Origin of the sequence: Providencia rettgeri, from assembly GCF_013702265.1 — a bacterium.
Taxonomy (GTDB): domain Bacteria; phylum Pseudomonadota; class Gammaproteobacteria; order Enterobacterales; family Enterobacteriaceae; genus Providencia; species Providencia zhijiangensis.
Genome location: NZ_CP059348.1, coordinates 2,250,664 through 2,274,091 on the forward strand (window position 1 = coordinate 2,250,664; position 23,428 = coordinate 2,274,091).

The 23,428-nt window shown below is 42.2% G+C and carries 20 protein-coding genes; 6 read left to right on the forward strand and 14 right to left on the reverse strand.

From position 1 onward, the window contains the following. Window positions 1–2: 2 nt before the first annotated feature. Complete coding sequence (locus H0913_RS10350) at window positions 3–893, forward strand: D-hexose-6-phosphate mutarotase (protein WP_154638419.1); 891 nt, start codon at window positions 3–5, stop codon at window positions 891–893. Window positions 894–987: 94 nt separating this feature from the next. Here H0913_RS10350 and H0913_RS10355 read toward each other — a convergent pair whose 3' ends face one another. The 4 genes from H0913_RS10355 to fadR form a co-directional block, all read right to left on the reverse strand. Further along, on the reverse strand, window positions 988–1,740 hold the full coding sequence (locus H0913_RS10355) for a MipA/OmpV family protein (RefSeq protein WP_154638418.1): 753 nt from the start codon (window positions 1,738–1,740) through the stop codon (window positions 988–990). Window positions 1,741–1,906: 166 nt separating this feature from the next. Beyond that, a complete protein-coding gene (alr, locus tag H0913_RS10360; RefSeq protein ID WP_154638417.1) occupies window positions 1,907–2,974 on the reverse strand; it encodes an alanine racemase in 1,068 nt (355 codons plus the stop codon). A 38-nt stretch (window positions 2,975–3,012) separates the two neighbouring features. Continuing rightward, window positions 3,013–4,314 carry a D-amino acid dehydrogenase gene (locus H0913_RS10365; protein ID WP_154627039.1) on the reverse strand — a complete coding sequence of 434 codons (1,302 nt, stop codon included), beginning with the start codon at window positions 4,312–4,314 and terminating at the stop codon, window positions 3,013–3,015. 429 nt (window positions 4,315–4,743) lie between these two features. Beyond that, window positions 4,744–5,460, reverse strand: a complete 717-nt coding sequence (fadR, locus tag H0913_RS10370; protein WP_036956460.1) for a fatty acid metabolism transcriptional regulator FadR — start codon at window positions 5,458–5,460, stop codon at window positions 4,744–4,746. 220 nt (window positions 5,461–5,680) lie between these two features. On the opposite strand from fadR, the gene nhaB reads away from it, so the two are divergent. Both nhaB and dsbB read left to right on the forward strand, forming a co-directional pair. Then, a complete protein-coding gene (gene nhaB / locus H0913_RS10375; RefSeq protein ID WP_036956457.1) occupies window positions 5,681–7,231 on the forward strand; it encodes a sodium/proton antiporter NhaB in 1,551 nt (516 codons plus the stop codon). 166 nt (window positions 7,232–7,397) lie between these two features. Next, window positions 7,398–7,913, forward strand: a complete 516-nt coding sequence (gene dsbB / locus H0913_RS10380; RefSeq protein WP_036954894.1) for a disulfide bond formation protein DsbB — start codon at window positions 7,398–7,400, stop codon at window positions 7,911–7,913. A gap of 65 nt (window positions 7,914–7,978) precedes the next feature. Here the strand turns inward: dsbB and H0913_RS10385 are convergent, their stop codons facing one another. The 3 genes from H0913_RS10385 to H0913_RS10395 form a co-directional block, all read right to left on the reverse strand. Next, on the reverse strand, window positions 7,979–8,284 hold the full coding sequence (locus H0913_RS10385; RefSeq protein WP_154603691.1) for a DUF333 domain-containing protein: 306 nt from the start codon (window positions 8,282–8,284) through the stop codon (window positions 7,979–7,981). A gap of 56 nt (window positions 8,285–8,340) precedes the next feature. Beyond that, window positions 8,341–8,673 carry a DMT family transporter gene (locus tag H0913_RS10390; RefSeq protein WP_154638416.1) on the reverse strand — a complete coding sequence of 111 codons (333 nt, stop codon included), beginning with the start codon at window positions 8,671–8,673 and terminating at the stop codon, window positions 8,341–8,343. Between the two features lie 106 nt (window positions 8,674–8,779). After that, complete coding sequence (locus H0913_RS10395; RefSeq protein WP_154603689.1) at window positions 8,780–9,979, reverse strand: sugar transporter; 1,200 nt, start codon at window positions 9,977–9,979, stop codon at window positions 8,780–8,782. A gap of 238 nt (window positions 9,980–10,217) precedes the next feature. Here H0913_RS10395 and H0913_RS10400 point away from each other — a divergent pair, with 238 nt between their 5' ends. Then, window positions 10,218–10,439 (forward strand): DUF2594 family protein, encoded by a 222-nt coding sequence (locus H0913_RS10400; protein ID WP_036954881.1) that lies wholly within the window; start codon window positions 10,218–10,220, stop codon window positions 10,437–10,439. Window positions 10,440–10,711: 272 nt separating this feature from the next. On the opposite strand, the gene H0913_RS10405 is transcribed toward H0913_RS10400, so the two are convergent. The 7 genes from H0913_RS10405 to H0913_RS10435 form a co-directional block, all read right to left on the reverse strand. Beyond that, window positions 10,712–12,163: a YfcC family protein gene (locus H0913_RS10405; RefSeq protein WP_154638415.1), complete on the reverse strand. Its 1,452-nt coding sequence runs from the start codon at window positions 12,161–12,163 to the stop codon at window positions 10,712–10,714. Window positions 12,164–12,205: 42 nt separating this feature from the next. Next, the gene (locus H0913_RS10410) at window positions 12,206–13,336 is read right to left on the reverse strand and encodes a M20 family metallopeptidase (RefSeq protein ID WP_181477213.1); all 1,131 of its coding nucleotides are present in this window, start codon (window positions 13,334–13,336) and stop codon (window positions 12,206–12,208) included. Window positions 13,337–14,210: 874 nt separating this feature from the next. Then, window positions 14,211–15,095, reverse strand: a complete 885-nt coding sequence (htpX, locus tag H0913_RS10415) for a protease HtpX (protein WP_036954871.1) — start codon at window positions 15,093–15,095, stop codon at window positions 14,211–14,213. Window positions 15,096–15,285: 190 nt separating this feature from the next. Further along, window positions 15,286–16,041 (reverse strand): cell envelope biogenesis protein TolA, encoded by a 756-nt coding sequence (locus H0913_RS10420; RefSeq protein WP_154603686.1) that lies wholly within the window; start codon window positions 16,039–16,041, stop codon window positions 15,286–15,288. 224 nt (window positions 16,042–16,265) lie between these two features. Then, a complete protein-coding gene (gene prc, locus H0913_RS10425; RefSeq protein WP_154603685.1) occupies window positions 16,266–18,311 on the reverse strand; it encodes a carboxy terminal-processing peptidase in 2,046 nt (681 codons plus the stop codon). Window positions 18,312–18,330: 19 nt separating this feature from the next. Next, window positions 18,331–19,017: an RNA chaperone ProQ gene (proQ, locus tag H0913_RS10430; RefSeq protein ID WP_154603684.1), complete on the reverse strand. Its 687-nt coding sequence runs from the start codon at window positions 19,015–19,017 to the stop codon at window positions 18,331–18,333. A gap of 110 nt (window positions 19,018–19,127) precedes the next feature. Next, window positions 19,128–19,610: a GAF domain-containing protein gene (locus tag H0913_RS10435; protein WP_154638411.1), complete on the reverse strand. Its 483-nt coding sequence runs from the start codon at window positions 19,608–19,610 to the stop codon at window positions 19,128–19,130. Between the two features lie 131 nt (window positions 19,611–19,741). On the opposite strand from H0913_RS10435, the gene yebS reads away from it, so the two are divergent. Both yebS and H0913_RS10445 read left to right on the forward strand, forming a co-directional pair. Continuing rightward, complete coding sequence (gene yebS, locus H0913_RS10440) at window positions 19,742–20,968, forward strand: membrane integrity lipid transport subunit YebS (RefSeq protein WP_154603682.1); 1,227 nt, start codon at window positions 19,742–19,744, stop codon at window positions 20,966–20,968. Then, window positions 20,943–23,282: an MlaD family protein gene (locus H0913_RS10445; protein ID WP_181477214.1), complete on the forward strand. Its 2,340-nt coding sequence runs from the start codon at window positions 20,943–20,945 to the stop codon at window positions 23,280–23,282. The genes yebS and H0913_RS10445 overlap by 26 nt, the downstream gene beginning before the upstream one ends. Window positions 23,283–23,428 lie beyond the last annotated feature (146 nt).

A 23,428-nucleotide genomic window follows, 5' to 3' on the forward strand; every position in this document is an offset into this window, starting at 1 on the left:
CAATGCATGATAAAATTTTTGCTTTACCTGTTATCAAACAAATTTCTCCTTACATTACCCAACGTCAACTTGGCGATTTGCCGCTGATCGTCATTTCCCATCCAAAAGTGCGTGGTGCCGTGAGCCTACAAGGTGCCCACTTAATTGACTGGCAACCCGCAGGTCAAAAACCCTGCCTTTGGTTAAGTCCAGAAAGTGCGTTTAAAGAAGGGGTTGCCATTCGTGGCGGTATTCCTATTTGCTGGCCATGGTTTGGACCTGTAAATAGCCCTAGTCACGGATTTGCCCGTATTTTACCTTGGCAATTTACGGCTCATAATGAACATGATTGTGGTGTCATTCTCACCTTTACCCTGACAGACAACGAATACACCCGCAAACTCTGGCCTCATGAGTTCACGCTGATCCTACGTATGAAGCTCGGGGAAACTTGCGAACTTGAATTAGAAAGCTACGGTGACTTCGAGGCCACCGCTGCATTACACAGCTATTTCAATATCAGTGATATCCAGAAAGCCACCGTTTATGGACTTGGTGGGCATTACATCGATAAAGTCGCCGATAGAGAAGCCTATATTTCAGAACCGCTAAAATTTAATAAGCACACTGACCGCATATATACCGAGCCAGAAGAATACAGTTTATTGCGTGATGATGGCTGGAATCGCACTATTGAGCTGCATCACTATCATCATAGTGACGTGGTGTGCTGGAACCCTTGGGCGGAGTTATCGTGCAGCATGCAGGATATGCCTAATAATGGTTACAAACAGATGGTTTGTGTGGAAACGGCTCGCATTCATATGCCAATGAAATCTGAAGCGCAAAGCCCTTCTCGCCTTTCTCTCGTGATGGTATGCCGCGAAAATAAACCGCAGCCACGGCAAGAATAACCACGCGTAAAATAATCGTAAGAATAAATGCAAAAATAAAACCCCAAAACAGCCTAGCCATTTTGGGGTTTTTCATTCTATTCCAACGTATAAATTAGAAGGTGTAAGTTACACCGCTCCACATAATCGCTGAATAGGATTTATTGACCATTGGGCTGTCTTTTACTTCACTAGACAGTTTATCAACACGACCCAGTGCAAACAGCGACCAGCTGTCTGTCATGCGATAATTAGCTGATAACTCCACATACGGTGTCCAGCTTGAATTTGGTTCATAACGTTTTAATCCACTATTTGCAGATTCTTTGGATGTCACACCGAATTCATAACGGTTCAGTTTCGCGCTATCCCATTTAATACCCAAACCTGGCGTTAACGACCAGTTATCACCTTTAAAGGCATACAGGTAAGCCGCTTCAGCACGCATGCCTTCGCTTTCCCATAACATGTCGATAGAGCCATTGAAACGCAATGTACCCCAGTCAGCATTATGGCGGTAAGTAAAACCACCCATCACCGTATCACGACGACGATCCAGCTTACGCATGTCGGCATTATCATTATCTTTTGGCTTAAAGAAATGTGGGTAGTAATAAGCATCTAAAGACAACTGGTCAACTTTATCATTCCACAAGTAGTAACCTACAGCTAAAGTGCGGAAGTAAAAATTTTCACTTTCATAATTTACAACGGGAACTGGCGTAATATAGTCGCTCGTTTTGATGCCTTTATAAGGTGTTGATTGCGCTAATACAGAGCCACCAACAGACCAAGTTCCAGCAAACGCAGCAGTTGAAACCGCACTTAACGCAATGGCAAGTGTGGTCATTTTGATTATTTTAGACATTTTAAATTAAACCCAAATTATTCAGATGAAGTTAACAATAAACAATGAATAACGTGGGAAATTTCACCCACGTTAATGAGATGGTTCACATTTAAAGCTAAATTACTTTGATTGTCTATCTTTCTCAATCAAGAATATCAGCCAAGTGAATGAATGATGTGCTTTTTTATTGAAAATCAATAGGTACGCGACGTGCTAGCGCACATAATAATTCGTAACCGATTGTGCCCGCCGCCTGTGCCACATCATCAACAGGTAAATTTTCGCCCCACAGCTCCACTTTAGAACCAATAGTTGCTTCTGGACAGTCACTAATATCAATCGTTAGCATATCCATGGAAACCGTACCTAACAGCGCACAACGCTGTCCCTGACACCACACTGGCGTTCCTGTCGGCGCATGACGAGGGTATCCATCGGCATAACCACAGGCCACAGTCGCTATGCGCATCGGTTTTTCTGACGTAAATTTGCTACCGTAACCAATGGATTGACCCGCTTCAATATCATGGACTGCAATAATTTCCGATTGTAGCGTCATCGCCGCTTTTAAATCATATTCAGCAATATCGCCCCATTTGCCACTCGGAGACGCACCATACAGCACAATTCCAGCCCGCACCCAATCATAATGGGTGTTTTTATGCCATAAAACCGCCCCTGAATTCGCAATGCAGGTCGGCAGTGATAACTGAGCAAATTGTTGAATTTTCGCTAACGGCGCTTGTGTTCCCTCAACCCTATCTGAATTTGCAAAATGGCTCATTAATGTCACATCCGCAACATTTTCCATCTGGCTCAATTGAGAGACAATATCCGCATACTCATTCATCGAGAAACCTAAGCGATTCATTCCGCTATTAAGCTTAATGTAGACAGAAATAGGTTTATTCAGTAAAGCTTGCTCAATGGCGGCTAGCTGCCAGCGACTGTGTACGCTGGTTGTTAATTGATACTGGTCAATAACTACCAAATCATCAGCTTGGAAGAACCCTTCCAATAATAAAATTGGCCCCTTCCACCCTTCATTTCTCAATAAAATGGCTTCATGAAGATCTAAAACGGCAAAACCATCAGAATCTTTTAGTCCGCGCCAAATTCGTTTAATACCATGGCCATAACCATCCGCTTTCATCACTGACCAGACCTTCGCTTGACCAACTTTCTGGCGGATCACCGCTAAATTATGTTCTAAATTATGTTGATGAATGACAGCACGAATTGGGCGTGGCATTGCGATTCCTTATTATTATTGATATTTACGTCGCTCAATTAACGCGCAGGCGATAAGTGACCCGTACTGACTAATTTCGTATTAAAACCATCGGTATATCTGAATACCGATAAATCATCCGCAGCGATGTCCGGCGTATTCCCTGAAATTAAATCAGCCAACAATTTGCCAGAGCCGCAAGCCATTGTCCAACCTAAGGTTCCATGCCCCGTATTCAAATACAAGTTGCTGAATTCTGTCGGCCCAACTATCGGGGTTCCGTCTGGCGTCATTGGACGTAATCCTGTCCAAAACTGTGCTTGATTAATATCGCCGCCGCCTTGATAGAGATCTTGCACCACCATTTTTAGGGTTTCACAGCGTTTTTTCAGTACATCAAGATTAAAACCAACCACTTCTGCCATTCCCCCAACGCGAATACGTTGGTCAAACCGTGTTACAGCTATTTTGTAGGTTTCATCCAACACAGTCGAAACTGGCGCTCGAGATTCATCGATGATTGGCATCGTCAATGAGTAACCTTTCAGAGGATAAACAGGAATCTTCACCAATTGCTGCAACATCTGAGTGGAATATGACCCCATGGCAACGACATATTGATCCGCCAGCAAAATCTCACCATCGACCTTAATACCGCTGATGCGCTTGCCATCCGTTAAAATTTGCTCCACATGGCAGCCAAAGCGGAATGTAACTCCAGCTTGCTCTGCCATTTTCGCCAGTTTTTTGGTGAACTGCTGGCAATCCCCTGTTTCATCATTTGGTAAGCGTAAACCACCTGTCAGCTTATGTTTTACAAAAGCCAATGCAGGCTCAGCTGTAATGAGCTGATCTGAGGTCAGTAATTCGTATGGCACACCTTCTTGCTGCAAAACCGCGATATCATTGGCCGCATTATCAAACTGTTTTGCCGTTCTAAACAACTGTAACGTACCGCCTTGACGACCTTCATAGCCAATGCCGGTATCTGCTCTAAGTTGGCGAATGCAATCACGGCTATATTCTGCGATCCGCACCATGCGGCTTTTATTCATGGTGTAGTGCTGCATGTCGCAGTTTTTCAACATTTGCCACATCCAACGTAATTGGAACAGACTACCATCGGGTTTGATCGCTAAAGGGGCATGTTTTTCAAACATCCATTTTACGGCTTTAAGAGGGATCCCCGGCGCACCCCATGGGGTTGCATATCCCGGAGAAATTTGCCCTGCATTACCTGCGCTGGTTTCTTCAGCCACATCAAGCTGCCTATCAATGACGCAAACTTCATGCCCTTCTTGTGCTAGATACCACGCAGTGGTAACACCAATAACGCCAGCACCTAAAACGAGAACTTTCATAGAACCCCTCAAGAGAACAAAATGGAATTACTGTTAGCATAATATTCTAGTTTTTATTTTCCAATACAGTTAATTAACATTTTTAACAAAAAAGTTAAATCCTCTATCAAATTTAGGTTCTCTTAAATCCAGTGAAATTTTATTCTACCCATTGAAAAGAGAATAAATCAATTTAATATATATAAATCAACTTGTTAAAAATAAACCCCCAAAATTAACTCTGATTAAATAATGAGTTAAACAGAGTTTTATATTCATTCATCAAAAGATTATTCCATTTCAATATTTAGAAGCTAAATATCGAATAACTCACCACGCCAGATAATAACATTGATAAATTCAAATTAAGCAGATGATTACACTAATCAATCAATCGGAAACAAAAAAAGCCAGTGCAAGGCACTGGCTTTTTGTTTGAAAATGGTAGTGTTAAATATTATTCGCGAGGTCAGATGGCATATTACTTTGCATATTGTGCCAGATCACGCCGCTATCTTTACCGTAGTTTCTGACGCAATCCATAATACGGTCATAGGCTTGCTCACGGCATAAATTGCTCAGCTGTTGGTAAAAACTTAACGCTAAACGACGGGCTTCAGGATTAGAGAAATAATAACGCCCAACTCGCGTGTATAACCCTCGTAATCCATTAATAATCAAACCATAGATTGGGTTACCGGACGCAAAGGCCAGTCCACGGAAAATGTTGTAATCCAAATCACTAAATGCATCTGAGTTATCTTCAACTTTATCTTTACCCGATAACACTTCTAATGAGGCTTCTGGATCATTACGAAATGCGGTACGAATAAAAATAGCCGCAATATTAGTACGTACTGCCAATAAATTATCAATTAGCTGAGGTACACGGTCGTGATCGAGTTTCGCCAACGTTTCCAGAATGTTTAATCCTGACGTTTCCCAGTAGTTATTGACCTTGGTTGGCTTACCATGTTGAATGGTTAACCACCCATCACGGGCTAAACGCTGTAAAACTTCACGTAATGTCGTACGGGTTACGCCGATTAATTCAGATAGCTCACGCTCCGCGGGTAAGATAGATCCTGGAGGAAAACGATTGTTCCAAATACTCTCAATAATGTACTCTTCCGCAAAACCTGCCGGACTTTGAGCTTTAATAACCATATTTTTATTATTCCAAACATTTTTAGACGGACTACGCGGAAGCATACCAGATTGTCACAATCTGAGATAGTTAGCTTTCCAATAAACCGCAGGTGAATCGTAAAAACCCCATATAATTAATGGATTATCTATTAGCAAATAAGCTTAAATTCTATAAAAGATAAGAGTAGTATGTAACGCGCTGTCACACAACACCAGTTAAAGAGGATTAAAAATCATAATGGATTTTAGTTTAAGAAGAGCATTTTTGAAGAATTTTTTGGGAAATTCTCCAGATTGGTACAAACTTGCTATCATTTTGTTCTTAATAATAAACCCAATTGTTTTCTACTTTGTTAACCCATTTATCGCCGGTTGGTTACTCGTCATTGAATTCATTTTCACTTTGGCGATGGCACTAAAATGCTACCCATTACAACCTGGCGGGTTATTAGCCATTGAAGCCGTGCTAATTGGTATGACTTCCCCCGCACAGATTTCTCATGAAATCAGTAATAACCTTGAAGTGGTTCTGTTACTGATCTTTATGGTGGCTGGCATCTACTTTATGAAGCAACTTCTGTTATTTGTGTTTACAAAGCTGTTAATAAACGTCCGTTCTAAACGAATTTTAGCGTTGTCATTTTGCTTAGCAAGTGCGTTTTTATCCGCTTTTTTAGATGCTTTAACCGTCATTGCTGTGGTCATTAGCGTTTCTATTGGCTTCTACTCAATTTACCACCAATATGCCTCTAGCCAGCCGAGCAATACGGATCTACAAAACGATTCCTTCATTGATACGGTTGAAAAAAAGCAGACATTGGAACAGTTCCGTGCATTCTTACGTAGCTTAATGATGCATGCAGGTATCGGTACTGCCCTTGGCGGCGTAATGACTATGGTGGGTGAACCACAAAACCTGATCATCGCGAAACATGTTGAGTGGGATTTTATTACCTTCTATCTACGGATGGCGCCAGTCACTATCCCTGTTTTCTTATGTGGGCTCGTGGTCTGTTTCCTCGTTGAAAAGTTCAAAGTATTTGGCTACGGGGCTGAATTGCCAGACACCGTGCGCCAAGTATTAACTGAACACGACAAAAAAATGAGTGCTAAGCGCAGCAAGAAAGAGCAAGCACAGCTTATCGTCCAAGGCCTTATCGGTATTTGGTTAATTCTCGCGTTGGCATTTCACCTTGCTGAAGTGGGTCTGATTGGTCTGTCCGTAATCATTCTTGCCACGACATTCTGTGGGATCACTGAAGAACACGCGCTCGGAAAAGCCTTTGAAGAAGCCTTGCCGTTTACTGCCCTACTGACGGTCTTTTTCAGTGTTGTCGCCGTGATCATTGACCAACAGCTATTTACGCCATTTATTCAGTATGTGCTGCAATCCTCTGAATCATCGCAGCTATCCCTGTTCTATCTGTTTAACGGGTTGCTCTCTGCGGTATCAGATAACGTGTTTGTCGGCACCGTGTACATTACCGAAGCGCTGAAAGCCGCGAATGCGGGTTTAATTTCAGCTGAGCAGTACCAACACTTAGCGGTCGCAATTAACACCGGAACAAACTTGCCGTCGGTTGCAACGCCAAATGGACAAGCCGCCTTCTTATTCCTGTTAACCTCTGCACTGTCTCCGCTGATTCGTCTGTCTTACGGTCGAATGGTGTGGATGGCATTACCATTTACGGTTGTGATGACCATCGTTGGTCTGCTAGGTGTTGAGCTCTGGCTTATCCCATTAACTGATTGGATGGAAAGCTTAGGGTTAATTTCTATTCCACGTTGATCAATATTGATTAATCACATTCAGGATTTAAAGCCGCATATTTATGCGGCTTTTTTTGTAATAAAACGTAAAAACTAAGCTAATCTTATTCTAATCTGATTTTGCTGCTTTTTTTATCACCCAGATAGAGGCAAAATAAGCCGATTATTAATGAAGGGAATTTATTATGTTCAGATTTTTTAATTACTGTTCTCAAGGACGTTCAGCTTGGCTGCTTATGGCATTCACTGCTTTTATGCTTGAATGTGCTGCTCTGTATTTCCAACATATTATGAAACTGCAACCTTGTGTAATGTGTATCTATGAGCGCGTTGCATTGATGGGAATTATTGCGGCAGGTTTAATCGGAGCGATTGCACCGAAAAGCACCGTCGTTAAAGTGATTGCGATTGTGGTTTGGCTGTATGCGGGTTGGCGTGGATTAGACCTTTCATGGGAACATACCATGCTGCAACTTTACCCGTCTCCGTTTGCATCCTGTGATTTCTTTGTCAATTTCCCAGACTGGTTACCGCTGCAAGAATGGGTACCGTCTGTGTTTGAAGCGACAGGGGATTGTGCGGTTAGACAGTGGGCATTCTTAGGGTTAGACATGCCGCAGTGGTTAGTTGGTATTTTTGCAGCTTACATCTTAGTTGGCATCATCGTTGCGATCAGCCTCTTCTTCCCAAGTAAAAAATAGCCTTTCTTTTTTCGCCCATCAACTGTGCTTGATGGGCGATTCAAATCATTAGCTCACCAAAATACTTAGATGCAGGCCCCACTACGGATTGCCGAAACGGCACAACGACGCCCATTTGCAAACTGGCAAACTGGGGTCTTTTCACCATTGAGTTCTAAATTCAGTGAAGGTAACCCACCCGCTGAAGTACATGCTTCTTGCGCACCTGGGCCCAAATTCACCACTTGTTGAGCATATTGAGAACCGGACGTTTCTGCTCTTGTCATCTTACTGTTATCAGGGCTACTGCACGCTGAAAGTAAAATGGATAACACGGTAGCTGAGCCCATTGCCACGACTGTTTTTAACAGCGCCTGACTTTTCCTTTTCATTCTCTTTCTCCGATAGTATCAGCGCTGTTTCGAGTCCCACTATATTTTGAATCTCATTAATGGGTGCCGCTTTTAGAAAACAGGTTGATGACCAATACACCAATGATAATTAATAGCATACCAATAATTGCGGGTAAATCGAGTTTTTGGTTATAAATATAGATAGCCGCCACAGAAACCAGCACAATTCCCAATCCTGACCAAATGGCATACGCTATCCCCAGTGGCATCACTTTCACAACTTGGGAAAGCCCCCAGAAAGAGACTGCATAGCCAATGACAACCACTAAAGAGGGCCAAAAACGGCTAAAACCATCCGACGCTTTTAACGTTGTTGTCGCAATCACTTCCGCAATAATGGACATTAATAAGAAGCCCAATCCTTTCATTGTTCACCTTTCTCTGTTTTTAGCCTAAAATTTGGCAAAAATTTAACACACAAAAAAGCACCGCACTAACCTTTAATTAGCACAGTGCTAAATGAATAAATCTAGCTTAATGATTCGCAGCGGTTGGCTGTTTTTCTACAAAAGCTGAGCGATAACGGGTATAGATAAACACGCACCAAGCAAGTGCTAAAAGGCTGATAATCGCCCCCACATACCCAATATTGGTCATTCCCATATGGGTAATCACTTGGTTCCCTAATAATGCCCCAGCCCCAATGCCAATATTAAATAATCCAGAGAAAATCGACATCGCCACATCGGTCGCATCTGGCGCCAAGTCCAACACTTTCACTTGGATCCCGAGGCTAATACACATAATCGCCATACCCCAGAATATGCAGGTACCAATCAACGTCCAAACATCACCACTTAATGGCATAAATAACACTAAACAAAGTGTCAGTAATGCCATCGATACCGGTAAGAATGAGAGTGTAAAGCGGCTACTGTAGCGGCTAAACAAGACGCTACCAAAAATGCCAGCCCCTCCAAAAATTAATAATAAGAGTGTGGCAAAATTTTGACTCTGTAAGGCAATATCGCGTACAAACGGTTCAATATAACTATACGCGGTAAAATGAGCCGTAATGACGACGGTGATTAACACAAAGACACCCATCAATGCGGGGCGTTTAAACAGAACCGGTAGGCTTTTTAACGAACCGGAATGTTCGCTCGGTAAACGAGGTAAGAATCGCAATAACGCAATCAGGGTTAATAACGCCAGTACGCCGATACATAAAAATGTCACTCGCCAGCCCATCCATTGCCCAATCACTCGCCCTAACGGTAATCCTAACACGGTCGCCAGTGCCGTTCCCGTGGCGAGCAAGCCCAAAGCTTGCGCTTTTTTACCCGCAGGCGCGACGCGGATCGCCAATGATGCCGTTATCGACCAGAAAACTGCATGAGATAACGCAATACCGATACGCGCGATAATCAGCACTTCAAAGCTCCACGCAATCCCGCATAGAATATGGCTGAGAATAAAGACAACAAACAAAATTCCCAGTAATTTTCGCCGCTCAAATTTCCCCGTCATCAGCATTAATGGCAGCGACATTACCGCGACAACCCACGCATAAATGGTGATCATCAGCCCTGTATGGGCAACGGTCATATCAAAACTTTCAGCAATATCACTCAATAATGCGACAGGAACAAATTCGGTGGTATTAAAGACAAAAGCCGCAACGGAAAGCGCCAATACACGGATCCACGCAGTGCTTCGAGAAACCTGGGACATGGTTTACGACATCCTGTTGATGATAATTAAGGCCAATAACAGCCTTCAGTACATTTTTGTGAATAATATCACATTCGCCATTCATCTTTAAAGGATTGAAAATTATCATGTTCACACTATTTTTTCACAGAGAAACGGTCACTCCCCTTTAATTTTCATATCAGTTTGAAAAGCGACAGAATCATTTCTTCTATGCTACAATCTGCAAATTACTTTTTATTCTTACAGGAATTCCTAAATGAAAACCCATTTTCCAACTGAGCCAGACGTAAACGCATTAGCAGACGAAGTAACTTGTTTAAAAAATCTTGTTACTCATATGCTTAAAGCTATCGGTCAAGCTGATGCGGGTAAAATTCTAATCAAAATGCAACGCGAAGTCGCTTCAATGGAAGATGAGAAGCAAGCTGAAACTTACAAAAACATTTTAGAACAAATCAAGACTGGTTATCGTCAATAAGAGCTTTAGCGATAAATGCGATTCTAAGCGCTAACTAAAAACAGCGAACTAAAGTGCACAAAAACCTAAGTTTCGTTCACTAGGATCCTTTATCTTTGATCTCGAATTAAACCATTCTTTATTCATTTAGCTCCCCCTTCAGATCCCTATGAAGGGGGCTTTTTTTTGCCTAAAATCCTACCTTTTCACTCACTCAAAAAACAAAAAACGCCACTCTTTCGAGTAGCGCTTGGATAAATACCCTGTCTGTCTAAATAACGTAATACGTGGACTTAAATCGGACCTAAATTCGTCATGACAGCGTAAACAATCGAGATAATCGAAATAATGACCCAAGTTAATACCAGCGGCCAGATAAACTTCAGCCACTTGGTGTATGGGATTTTCGACGTCGCTAACACTGCCATCAGGATACCTGATGTTGGGTTAATACAGTTCACGACACCCTCGCCCATTAATACCGTTTGAACGGTAGTTTGACGGGTGATTTCTAACAGGTCACCCATTGGGGTGAAAATAGGCACTAAAACTGCCGCTTCACCGGAACCTGAAGAAATAAAGAAGTGCATAATAGCAGCGGTACCGAACATTGAAATCGCAGATAATGTTTTCGGTAATCCATCCATCAGAGAAATAATCGAGTTCACGATGGTGTCTAAGATCATGCCATCTGCTAATACAATCGCAATCGCACGGGCCATACCAACGATAAATGCCCCGCCAACCATGCCAGCACAGCCTTTCAGGAAGCCGGTTGCAATATCATTCGGTGACATTCTGTTCAGTACGCCTACCCCTACGCCTAAGATGATAAACATGGCCATCATCTCTTTCTCGCCCCAACCCCACTCAATCGCACCAAAAATAAAGCCAATTAAACAGAATGCGGCATAGGATAATGTAATGACGTGGCGTAAAGAGATTTTTGAGGTCTCAAATTGGCTGTCATCAATCTGCACTTCTGGACGCACCATCCCTTGGCGACGGCTTTTCTTCGCGTACAAGGTTAAAAAGATAATCCCTGCGATCACAAAGCTAATATAAACCACAGTACGGAAGCCAAATGCCGATAGCAGCGGAACATCGGCTAAACCTTGAGATAACCCGACGGTCATCGGTGCCATTACCGAGGCGTTAAAGCCGGAGTAAGCCGCAACATAGACAATTGCTGCGCCAAACTTGTCATCCATTCCAACGGACTTCGCCACCAATAAACCTATTGGAACGAATGCAATTATCGAGTTCACCACAATCCCAGTGGTACCCAAAATGGAGAACACCACAAAGAAGATAGTAATTAACAAAAAGTCATTGAGCTTTTTACTGCGTGAAATATTACTCAGAACTTTGTTGATTGCACCCGTCGTTTCAAGCAGATGTAACGCGCCGCCAGTAAAGATAATCAGGAAAATGATTGGTGCGGCCTTCACTAAGCCGTCAGCAATCGACGTGAAAACCTGCCCTGGTAAAACGCCATGCTGTTCAGGTAAACGCTCATAACTCCCCGGAATGGTATAGGAACTCTTGACTTGGGTTTCCACGCCATCTTTGATAGTCGTGATCACTTTCGTTTCAGAGGCATATTGCCCAGCCGGAACGATCCAAGTCGCAACCGCTGCCGCTACTAAGATGAAAAAGAGCAATACATACGGGTTTATCCCATCAGAACGCTTTTTTTGTGGTGGTGTTGTTGATGCTTTTGATGTTGATATGGATGTTGCCATAGATTTATCCTGTTGGATTATTATTTGTTTTGTTAGCCATAATTACTGCGTAATGCGTTTTAACACATTGAAAAATAACTGAGCGCGCTCAGTTAAAGAGGGAATTTCAAGATACTCTTTGTCACTATGTTGATAGCCGCCAATTGGGCCTAAACCGTCTACCGTTGGTGTCCCCACACCCGCGGTAAATGAAGCATCTGAGCCACCACCTGTAGAAACGTCTTCCAGAGTGATTGCCAGTTTGTCGGCTTCTTGTTTGATGATGTCGATAAGCGCGGCACTTTCTGACGTTTTTGCCATTGGTGGACGGTTGATCCCGCCTGTCAGTGAAAGCTGAATGCCTTCTAGAACAGGCTGGCTGCACACTTCACGTACTTTCTTGTCGATTTCAATACCTTGCTGCTCAGAAGAGATCCGCACATCAATTTCTGCACGCGCATTTGGCGCGACGGTATTAACGGATGTTCCACCTGTGATCAGACCCACGTTCACCGAAAGCCCTTTATCGTGCTGAGAAAGCGCATGTAAGCTTTGGATTTTAAAAGCAAGTTCTTGGATAGCGCTGATCCCAGCTTCAGGAGCAATACCTGAGTGAGAGGCTTTACCTTGAATAGTCAGAACATAGGTTCCCACACCACGACGCGCACTAACAATGGCACCATTCGCACGTGCTGGCTCCATCACTAACGCATAGCGTTTACCTTTTGCACATTGCTCGATGACCGGACGTGACGAAATAGAACCAATCTCTTCGTCGCAGTTCAGCAGCACTTCAATTTTTTTGTAGCGCTCATCGTTGGTGGCATAAAGCTGTTTGATCACCTGATGCACCATGACATGGCTGCCTTTCATATCGATAACACCGGGACCATAGGCTCTATCACCCTCAATGCTAAATGGTCTTTCTGCTACAGTACCTTTTGGAAATACGGTATCCAAATGCAGCAAAATCAAAATTTCAGGCGTGGTCGATGGGTGGAAAATACGATAATTATTGCCCAATTTTTCATTTGGGATTATTTCCACCTCAAAACCCATTGATTGATAGCGTTCACACCAGAATGCAGCATGATTATCAACACCCTCTTTATCGTATGAGCCGGATTCGGTATTAACTACTTGCTTTAATAAATCCAGCATCTCTGCTTCGTGTACTAAAAATTCATTGTGCATGTTGAGTTCCTATTATTTATTATTTTATGGCGAGATTTTTCAATGAGGAAATTGACCTCGCACGATAAGACTTTTATTCCAAACAAAATGAAATGTTTATTACTCATAGGCGATAATATTATCGATATATTCCATTTGACGCGTAAAAACACGCTGCTATCTATGCACTTTTAATGCATATACAACAATGGCGAGTAACTAGGAGCTTAACCCAAGGTGGAACAACCCTATGATAATCCGACATTTAGCTTGATTGAAAAGGATACTTTCGCACCATAGCATAATAGATAAATAAATTACAAATAATTATTAATGCATAACTATGCGTTATTTTTTGAATCTTTAAAAAAGTAATAGTTACAGATAGAAATTATAAAAACAGTCAAAATCAATATATTAATTATGGTGAATAATTTTCAAAAATTAATGGCATGCTATTAATTTTAGTTAACCATAAATATGTAGCATTACACGCGGTCTTTATTTTTTTATTTACATTATTTAACGCTAATAAAGCGTATTCATCGTTTAACTTTATTTAAATTAAAATAACCACAAAGGAGTATTTAGTCTATTTGTTCAACATTTATAAGATAAATAAACATCAGCGTCTAAAAAACATACGGGATTTTTAAACTGAGAGTTTAATGTCATTCAATTTAGGTGCGATTTTCTTTCAGTATGTTTATTTAGCTCTCTTCAGCATAAAATGCGATACGCCTTTCTTCTACTAGCGTACCACTTTGCTGGCACTATTCGCTGGAATAGTTAGATAAAATGATAAATCGAATACGGTGGGGATAGAGGTAGGATGAGCAAATAAAAAAGGGAAACATGACGTTTCCCTTTCATTTTATCGCATTAACATCGTAGGCTATTTCAGATATTGGCCTGAGCGTAATGCTTCAATACGTTTATCTAATGGTGGGTGAGATAAAAACAGTTCGCTAAATGCTTTACCACGGCCATTGATACAAAATGCCATCAAGCGCCCTTCTTCTTGCGGCTCATAGCTTGTTTTCAGGCGTTGCAGTGCAGCAATCATTTTCTCTCTACCGACTAATTTGGCAGAGCCTGCATCCGCGTGGAACTCACGGTAACGAGAGAACCACATCGTAATGATGCTCGCTAAAATACCAAACACGATTTCTAATACCATCGAAACGGCAAAATAAACCATTGGGTTACCATTGCTGCTTTCACTTTCATTGTCATTGTTGTTTGACATAAAGCCAGCCGCAACTTGCGCCAAAATACGTGAAATAAAGATAACGAAGGTATTCACAACACCTTGCAATAAGGTCATGGTAACCATATCACCGTTAGCGACATGGCTGATTTCATGAGCAATAACGGCTTCAGCTTCATCACGGCTCATGTTTTCCAATAAACCCGTACTTACCGCAACCAAAGAAGCATCACGGCGTGCACCCGTTGCAAATGCGTTGATATCCGGTGCATGGTAAATTGCCACTTGTGGCATTTTGATACCCACTTGCTGGGATTGACGGCTAACAGTGTTAACTAACCACTGTTCCATCTCATTACGTGGATGTTCGATAACTTCACCCCCAACGGACTTCAGCGCCATCCATTTGGACATGAGCAGCGACACAAACGCGCCACCAAAACCAAACAATGCCGCCATGATCAGCAGACCTTGAGCACTACTTCCACGTATCCCGGTTAAACTTAAAATAATCCCGAACACAAACATAACAGCTAAGTTTGTGAGCAAGAATAAAGCAATTCTCATCATTTTTTATAGGTTCCTTGGTCAAAACAAACATCACGACAAATTTACTTCATAAATAAGGTTTTTTCACACCATTTCAAGTCCATTAACAGGAAAAAGTCATAAAATAACATATCTTTACACACAGCAATAAAAAATGCCGTTTTAATAAACGGCATTTAAATGATAACGATAAGGCACTACGAGAAACTGATCAGCTCACTTTACCTTTAGTTGGCTTGCCTTTAGAAACTTTTGCGGTTGTTTTTGCTGCAGCTTTAGCTTTATCGGCTTTCACTTTATCCGCTTTTGCTTTGTCTGCTTTATCTTTTGCTGCTTTGGTTTTGTCTTTCTCTACCGCTTTAGCTTTGTCGGCTTTTTCCTTCACCGCTTTAGAGGTTTCCTTCTCTTTAGCCTTGGCTTTATCTGCTTTTTCTTTCACTGCTTTTGCAGATTCTTTGTCGGCAGTTTTAGCTTTATCTGCTTTCTCTTTTACAGCTTTAGAGGTTTCTTTATCAGCAGCTTTGGCTTTATCCGCTTTCTCTTTTACAGCTTTAGAGGTCTCTTTCTCTGTTGCTTTTGCCTTATCTTTCACAGCTTTCGATGTTTCCTTCTCAGCTGCTTTAGCCTTATCAGTTGCTTTTGATGCTTTATCTTTTGCAGTTTTACTCATGTTGTCACCTGTCTCTTTGATAGAATCTACCGCTGATGGTTTGCTGGACTGCTTTGCCACACCCGCCCCAATACCCGCACCAATACCTGCATTTTTATTGATTGAGTTTTTTAGTTCATTTGTACAGACTTGCTCCGAACGACTGGTTGTTCCGTCATTACAGATAAATTGCCCGCCATCACAACGAGCAATTCCGCCTTTAGCGCCTGAACAAGGGTAGTTACTTGCATTCGCAGAACCCATTGACGACATCATGACCGCCATGACAGTTAATAAACCTACAGATAATTTACGCATTGTTTTGCCTCATTAATAAGGGATATTACTAACTGAAGTGTAGGATACTTTTGAAAAAGCGAAAGAAAACCCAATAATTTTTTAAATAAAAATTTAAGTTTAGTTGAATTTAAGTCTGTAGATAAAATACCAAATAAAATAAATCACCTTAAAATCAATTAATTATGGTATTTTTAGATATAAAAAAGCCAGCTTGCGCTGGCTCTAGAAAATACTTTTTATTTTTACTGCTTGGCACCAGAAAGCATCTTAGTGTTTTGATTCGAAAGGTCTATTGCCATTTTCACCGTTTCATCTAAATACGGATCTGGCGCTTCGTAATCTTTCGGTAAATCATCAATCGACTTCAATAATGGCTTGCCAAGTTTTGCATTGCGCTCATTAATGCGTTTCAGTTTGGTCGCATCAATTTCATCATCTTCTTTCTGACGCTGAGCATAGTTCAGAGAAATTAGATTCTTAGTCGCTTTCAATGACTTGTAACGCGCAATATCTTCATCGATATATTTGAATTCAGGATCAACACTGATACGGGCTAAATGCTTGGTTTTAATCGGAGATAAATCAGCGTTAATGTCCCCAGATTTAGTGTAATTCGCAGCCGGGATGCTATCCCAAGGCAATGCGTTATCTTCAAAGCTTTCACCTGTTTCTGCTGGATCTTGCCCTGTTGGCATAACCACATCTGGCGTCACACCTTCACGCTGAGTACTTCCACCATTTACACGATAGAACTTCTGGATAGTGTATTGCACTGAACCTAATGATGGCCATTCTGGTTTAAGCATTTGATCATAAACGCGGCTTAAACTTCTGTGCTGCTGTACCGTTCCTTTACCAAAAGTCGGTTCACCGACAATTAAAGCGCGACCATAATCTTGCATTGCTGCAGCAAAAATTTCTGATGCGGAAGCACTAAAGCGATCAACCAGAACCACTAATGGACCTTTGTAATAGATAACATCATCGTCATCCGCATCTTGGCGAACTTGACCATTGTTATCACGAACTTGAACAACCGGCCCTTTGTTAATAAACAGTCCAGATAATGCAACCGCTTCTGTTAATGCCCCACCGCCATTACCGCGCAGGTCAATAACAAGAGCCGAAACATTCTCTTTCGCCATTTTTTGTAGTTCAGTTTTGACATCATTAGTCAAACCAACATAGAAACCTGGAATATCTAATACACCAACTTTCTCTTTACCTTGCTGTTTGATAGACAGTTTTACCGCTCTATCTTCCAGTCGGATCTGTTCGCGAACAATTGTCACAATACGTGGCTTAGCACCTTTCGTATCTGAAACAACTTCTAAACGAACTTGGCTACCTTTTGGCCCTTTGATTAACGCGACGACGTCATCTAAACGCCAACCCACGACATCAACAATAGGTTTACCAACTTGACCAACACCAATGATTTTGTCGCCGACTTTTAATTCTTTGCTTTTAGCCGCAGGGCCACCCGCAACTAAAGAATTAATTGTCGTATTATCATCATCTTGTTGTAATACAGCACCAATCCCTTCAAGGGATAAACTCATTTCTGAGTTAAATTGTTCAGTGCTACGAGGTGATAAATAACTGGTATGTGGGTCAATTTCGCGAGCAAACGCATTCATGATTAATTGGAATACGTCTTCGCTTTGTGCCTGAGATAAGCGTTTCAATGCAAAATTGTAACGCTTAGTCAGTTTGTCTTTGATCTCTTTGTCATCTTTGCCCGTTAATTTCAAACTCAACCAATCATAGCGGACTTTTTGATCCCATAAACGGTCTAGTTCTTCTTTATCTTTCGGCCAAGGTGCTTTAGTTCGATCAACTTCAATAGAATCCGTCGCGTTTAAATCAATCGGCTGATCTAAACGCGCGAGTGCATATTTGAAACGTTCAAAACGACGTTGCTGAGAAAGGTTATACAGGTCATAGAACTTATCTAACTTGCCATCTTCAAGCCATTCACCCGTTTTTGCTTTATCTTTTGCATACTGGTCAACATCGGATTGAAGTAAAACATTATGCCCGTAATCAATCATATTGAGATAACGGTCAAATATTTTCCCAGAAAACTCTTTGTCTAAATCGAATTGGCGATAGTGAGAACGCGTAAAACGCGATGTCACCCGCTCACTCACGGTACCGTGCTGTGTATTCTGCTTTAAAAGAGGTAACTGAGCAGCAGTGACCGGAGTCACTGCCTGAGTATTAGCTATTGCGGTGCCGAAAGTCGCGAGACTCACAACAAATGCAACTTTGAGTAATTTGTTCATGACCTGAGTGACCTCCGTATCAGAACTTTAAATGTTCCGCGCGCACAATCATTGCCAGACCAGATGGCAATTGAACCCTAACACCATCTTTGGCAATTTCCAGCACAGAGGCATCCATCATACTGCTACCCACTTTCACTTTCAGAGTCTGACCGACTTTCAGTGTGTTGATATCAGTAACTGATTTCAAATTCTCTTCAGCTGGGTTGCTACGAGGTTTTTTCGGAGCTGTATTTTGTGGGCGTTCTTTTTTGTCTGATGGACGGCGACGAGATGTGCTCTCTTTGTTCGCATCATTTTGACGAGGTGCTTTGTCACTAGGCTTTTTCGCAGCAGGACGCTTTTGCGTTTTTTGTTGCTCTGCGCGTTGCGCTTGGACTCTCGCTTTCGCTTCAGCTAATTGTTGACGCGCATGGGCGATGTGCTCTGCATCTAATTCACCGCAGTCATCTCCATTTAAGTCAACACGTTTTGCGCCTTCTTTAACACCGTAAAGGTAACGCCAGCTAGAGGTATACATGCGTAACGCAGAACGTAATTGCGTTTTGCTAATACCATCTTCTTCGGTCAAGTTCCCTACGATATCTTGAAAAATTCCGACTTTAAGCGGACGTGCTTCGCCTTCAGCGATAAAACAGCGTGGAAAACGCTCTGCCAAAAATGCGATAACTTCTTTACTACTATTCAACTTAGGTTGATTTTCCATGAAATTTCCTGATAACAACGATTTTGCCAACCTCACGGGCATGAACAAGCGGACATTATAATCGTGTTGCTGACAATTGCCACGTTCCTATTGATTTTACATACCAATAATTAATAATATTTTGGTATAGAACACATTGCCAAGTGCTGGCATAACTGGTCTGTAAGGTATTGAAGCCCTTTTTCATCTTCTTCATCGAATTGACCGATATTTGGGCTATCGATGTCTAAAACCCCAATTATCTTGCCATTTACACTCAGAGGGAAGACGATTTCCGAGTTACTTGCCGCATCACATGCGATGTGACCTGGGAAAGCATGCACATCTTCCACACGCTGAACTCGCGCTTCGGAAAATGCAGCACCACAGACGCCTTTATTGAACGGGATCCGTACACAAGCGACTTTGCCTTGGAAGGGTCCGAGAACCAGCTCCTTTCCATCACTCAAGTAAAAACCAACCCAGTTGATACCGGATAAACGTTCAAATAATAACGCACTGCTATTTGCCAAACTGGCAATTAAATCATACTCTCCAGCGAGAAGTGCAGATAAACTATCTGAAAGTTCGAGATAATACTTCTTTTTATCCATATTTATTTTCAGTTATACATAAACAAGTAAAAAATATTAGTAAGCGTAGACCGTAGGTTAGCAAGTTGTCACTTTTACGTAAATTTTTTTACACTAGATTACAAGCAAATTAATTCATACAATGAATATATATGACCCACATTAATCATACTGCCATGAATTTGCAACGTTGTTGCCATTGTAACCAAAAAATAGTGACTCCGCCTTTTCGACCACGGCAAGTCATTGTTTGCCCAAGATGTTCTAGTCAATTAAATGATGGGCGTTCATGGTCACTCCGTCGTCTTGCTCTATTATCTATCACTTTACTGCTTCTTGCGCCCATCGCTTTTTGGCAGCCATTGATTTCTATTCATCTATTTGGCACCCAAATCAATGCTAATGTGCTTGATGGTATCCGCTTAATTAGCGAGCAAGGTGACCCTTTTACCGCCAGCATTGTGGCTTTTTGTGCGATAGCAGCACCGCTACTTTTGCCTATTTCGATTTTATCTTTGGTATTAGCGCGTTACCTGTCCATCAACATGCGTCCCATTTTACTGATGATGAAGCATCTCAAAGAGTGGGTCATGCTGGATGTCTATCTTGTCGGTTTGGGTATCGCCGCGATTAAAATGCAAGATTACGCGACGGTTTCTGTCGGGCACGGGTTGATTGCGTTTAGCACAATGTCTGTGATTAGTATTATTATTTTAATCCATATTAATCTCGATGAACTGTGGCGACGGCTTTATCCTTTAGAGGAAAATGCAGATGCTCCTCATGCAGAAACCTGCCTAGCCTGCCATTTTACTGGCGAACCCAATAAGAAAGGCAAGTGCCAGCGCTGCCACCGTCCCCTTCACCATCGCGAACCTTTGAGCTTACAAAAAACATGGGCCGCACTGATTGCCGCCATGGTGTTGTTGATCCCTGCTAACCTACTGCCCATTTCGACGTTTTATTTAAATGGGCGACGCTTAGAAGACACGATTTACTCCGGTGTTGTTTCCTTAATTGACTCAGGAAACTGGCCGATTGCCATTATCGTTTTTATTGCCAGTATTTTGGTGCCCTTCGTGAAGATTATCATCATGATACTGTTACTATTTTCAATTCAACTTAAAAGCCATACAGACCCTGTGTTACGGATGAAATTGCTGAAATTCGTTTCATGGATTGGGCGCTGGTCGATGTTAGATTTATTCGTCATCGCCTTGATGATGACCTTAGTTAACCGCGATATGCTAATGTCATTTACGATGGGACCTGCGGCTTTATATTTTGGTACCGCTGTTATTTTAACTATCCTTGCTGTTGAGTGGTTGGACAGTCGATTAATTTGGGATTCTTATGGAAAATCAAAACCATCAAAGTGAAACTTCAGATGAAGTTTCGGAGGTTATCAGCCGTAAAAGGACGACAATTTCGCCCTTTTGGCTGCTTCCCATCATCGCGATCATGATCGCAGGCTGGCTGCTATTCCAACAATGGGTGGAGCGTGGCACGCAAATTACTATTCAATTTTCATCCGCCTCTGGCGTTGTTGCAGGTCGAACGCCAATTCGCTACCAAGGTGTGGATGTCGGCATGGTACAAACCGTCTCTATCAGTGATGATATGAAAAGCGTCATTGTTACTGCCAATGTGAATAAAGACATGCGCTCTGCACTCACTTCAGGAACGCGTTTTTGGCTGGTAACACCTAAAGCCTCTCTAGCCGGCGTATCAGGCTTAGATGCTCTGGTAGGTGGGAACTATATTGGTATGCAACCAAGCACTGGTTCGCCAAAATCCCAATTTGTGGCGCTTGATACACCACCTCAGCGAAACTTAAACGAAGGTGAGTTACTGATTTACCTCACCGCCAAAGATTTAGGTGCATTAAACGAAAACTCCCCCGTTTATTACCGTAAAGTTCCGGTCGGTTATATTTCTGATTACTCCTTATTACCTGAAAATAAAGGCGTCTCCATCGCGGTTATTATTAAAAAGCGCTACGTTAATCTCGTCCGGTCAGATAGCCAATTTTGGAATATCTCCGGTATTGAAGGTGGATTCGACCTGAATACCGGCGCCAGCATCAAAATGGAAAGCCTGTCGGCAGTGATCAATGGCGCTGTCGCATTTGATTCCCCAGAAAATAGCCTGCCAGCACAAACAGGGCAACAATATGAATTGCAGCCGAGTAAAGAGGATGTCAAACCGCTTGATCAGCAAGGCAATATAGACTTGCAACTGACCCTCACCGCATTGGATACCTTCGGGGTAAATGTGGGGCAACCTGTTATCTATCGCGGAATAAAAATCGGTGAAGTGTTACAACGTCACTTAACGGATGACAATGTTCAGTTCCAAATTGCCGTGTTTAATGAATTTAAACATTTGGTTAAACAGGACAGTAAATTTGTCGCCAATAGCCGTGTCGATGTGCAGTTAGGTATGAGCGGATTACAATTCCAAGGCGCAACGCCGCAAGAGTGGCTAGAAGGCGGCCTACATATCATTCCGGGGAAAGGTAAAGATACATTACCAGACTCATTCCCGTTATATCGTACCGATGAAAATGCCAAGGCGGGTATTTTAGGTTCCGCACCGCCGACCACCATTACGCTAAACACCAATACCCTTCCCGACATCCAACAAGGCTCAGTGGTGCTATATCGTCAATTTGAAGTCGGTAAAATTGTTTCGATTAAACCAAACAATGACGGCTTTGCAGTGAATGTGTATATCTCAGGGCAATACCGTAACTTATTGACCCCACAAAGCGTATTCTGGGCTGAAGGTGGTGCTAAAGTTCAGTTAAATGCTGGAGGTTTAACGGTTCAAGCTTCCCCACTCAGCCGTGCGTTTAGTGGTGCGATTAGTTTTGATAATATTCAAACTGGCTCATTAGATACTTCACGCCAACATACACTTTACCCATCAGAAACTGCGGCAAAAGCGATTGGTAGTGCGGTAACGTTGACAACCTTTGATGCGTCTAAGCTATCCGAAGGCATGCCTATTCGTTATTTAGGTATTAACATCGGGCAAATCGAATCACTGAAGCTGTCTGCGGATAATCGTGAAGTGAAAGCGAAAGCAATTTTGTATCCTGAATATGTGGAGAATTTCACCAAAATTGGCAGCCGTTTTGCCATTGTCACCCCTGAGCTTTCTCCATCGGGGGTTAACAACCTCGATACACTGATCCAACCGTATATCAGTGCAGAGCCAGGACGCAGTAATAAGAGCCGTTTCCAATTTGAATTGCAAACTGCCAACATCACAGATTCCCGTTATCTCGATGGTCTCACCATTATCCTTGATGCTAGTGAGGCAGGTTCTATTCAGGTAGGAACGCCAATTCTGTTTAGAGGATTAGAGATCGGAACCGTCACCGGGCTTTATTTGGGAGAGCTTTCCGATCGCGTTTATGTTGCAACGCGTATAGGTAAAGAATACCAATATCTGATCCGTGATAATACCCAGTTCTGGTTATCTTCAGGCTACAACCTCGCCTTTGGTTTAACAGGCGGCGTAGTGAAAAGCGGGACATTCAAGCAGTTTGTTCGTGGTGGAATTTCGCTGGCAACCCCGCCAACAGTGCCACTCGCACCTAAAGCTAAACCTGATCAGCATTTCATTCTGAAATTAGAGCCACCAGCGGACTGGTTAGACTGGGGAACCCCTATCCCCAAAAAATAATCCCTAACAAGGCGTCATGTTTCTCAGCATGACGCCTTTTTTATTATCCACTACTGAAAATATATTTTGGAAATGAATTCCATTTATACTATGCTTAATTTCGTTGGGCTGATTTTTTATTGTAAAAATAAAGAGTAAAGAGGAAA

Bases quoted from the DNA above. Each gene is read 5' to 3' on its own strand.
- H0913_RS10385 (WP_154603691.1), bottom strand. From the start codon at position 8,284: ATGAAAAGGAAAAGTCAGGCGCTGTTAAAAACAGTCGTGGCAATGGGC.
- H0913_RS10395 (WP_154603689.1), bottom strand. From the start codon at position 9,979: ATGTCCCAGGTTTCTCGAAGCACTGCGTGGATCCGTGTATTGGCGCTT.
- prc (WP_154603685.1), bottom strand. From the start codon at position 18,311: ATGAACAAATTACTCAAAGTTGCATTTGTTGTGAGTCTCGCGACTTTC.
- fadR (WP_036956460.1), bottom strand. From the start codon at position 5,460: ATGGTTATTAAAGCTCAAAGTCCGGCAGGTTTTGCGGAAGAGTACATT.
- H0913_RS10435 (WP_154638411.1), bottom strand. From the start codon at position 19,610: ATGGATAAAAAGAAGTATTATCTCGAACTTTCAGATAGTTTATCTGCA.
- H0913_RS10420 (WP_154603686.1), bottom strand. From the start codon at position 16,041: ATGCGTAAATTATCTGTAGGTTTATTAACTGTCATGGCGGTCATGATG.
- dsbB (WP_036954894.1), top strand. From the start codon at position 7,398: ATGTTCAGATTTTTTAATTACTGTTCTCAAGGACGTTCAGCTTGGCTG.
- htpX (WP_036954871.1), bottom strand. From the start codon at position 15,095: ATGATGAGAATTGCTTTATTCTTGCTCACAAACTTAGCTGTTATGTTT.
- H0913_RS10400 (WP_036954881.1), top strand. From the start codon at position 10,218: ATGAAAACCCATTTTCCAACTGAGCCAGACGTAAACGCATTAGCAGAC.
- H0913_RS10350 (WP_154638419.1), top strand. From the start codon at position 3: ATGCATGATAAAATTTTTGCTTTACCTGTTATCAAACAAATTTCTCCT.
- yebS (WP_154603682.1), top strand. From the start codon at position 19,742: ATGACCCACATTAATCATACTGCCATGAATTTGCAACGTTGTTGCCAT.
- H0913_RS10365 (WP_154627039.1), bottom strand. From the start codon at position 4,314: ATGAAAGTTCTCGTTTTAGGTGCTGGCGTTATTGGTGTTACCACTGCG.
- nhaB (WP_036956457.1), top strand. From the start codon at position 5,681: ATGGATTTTAGTTTAAGAAGAGCATTTTTGAAGAATTTTTTGGGAAAT.
- H0913_RS10405 (WP_154638415.1), bottom strand. From the start codon at position 12,163: ATGGCAACATCCATATCAACATCAAAAGCATCAACAACACCACCACAA.
- proQ (WP_154603684.1), bottom strand. From the start codon at position 19,017: ATGGAAAATCAACCTAAGTTGAATAGTAGTAAAGAAGTTATCGCATTT.
- H0913_RS10410 (WP_181477213.1), bottom strand. From the start codon at position 13,336: ATGCACAATGAATTTTTAGTACACGAAGCAGAGATGCTGGATTTATTA.
- H0913_RS10355 (WP_154638418.1), bottom strand. From the start codon at position 1,740: ATGTCTAAAATAATCAAAATGACCACACTTGCCATTGCGTTAAGTGCG.
- alr (WP_154638417.1), bottom strand. From the start codon at position 2,974: ATGCCACGCCCAATTCGTGCTGTCATTCATCAACATAATTTAGAACAT.
- H0913_RS10445 (WP_181477214.1), top strand. From the start codon at position 20,943: ATGGAAAATCAAAACCATCAAAGTGAAACTTCAGATGAAGTTTCGGAG.
- H0913_RS10390 (WP_154638416.1), bottom strand. From the start codon at position 8,673: ATGAAAGGATTGGGCTTCTTATTAATGTCCATTATTGCGGAAGTGATT.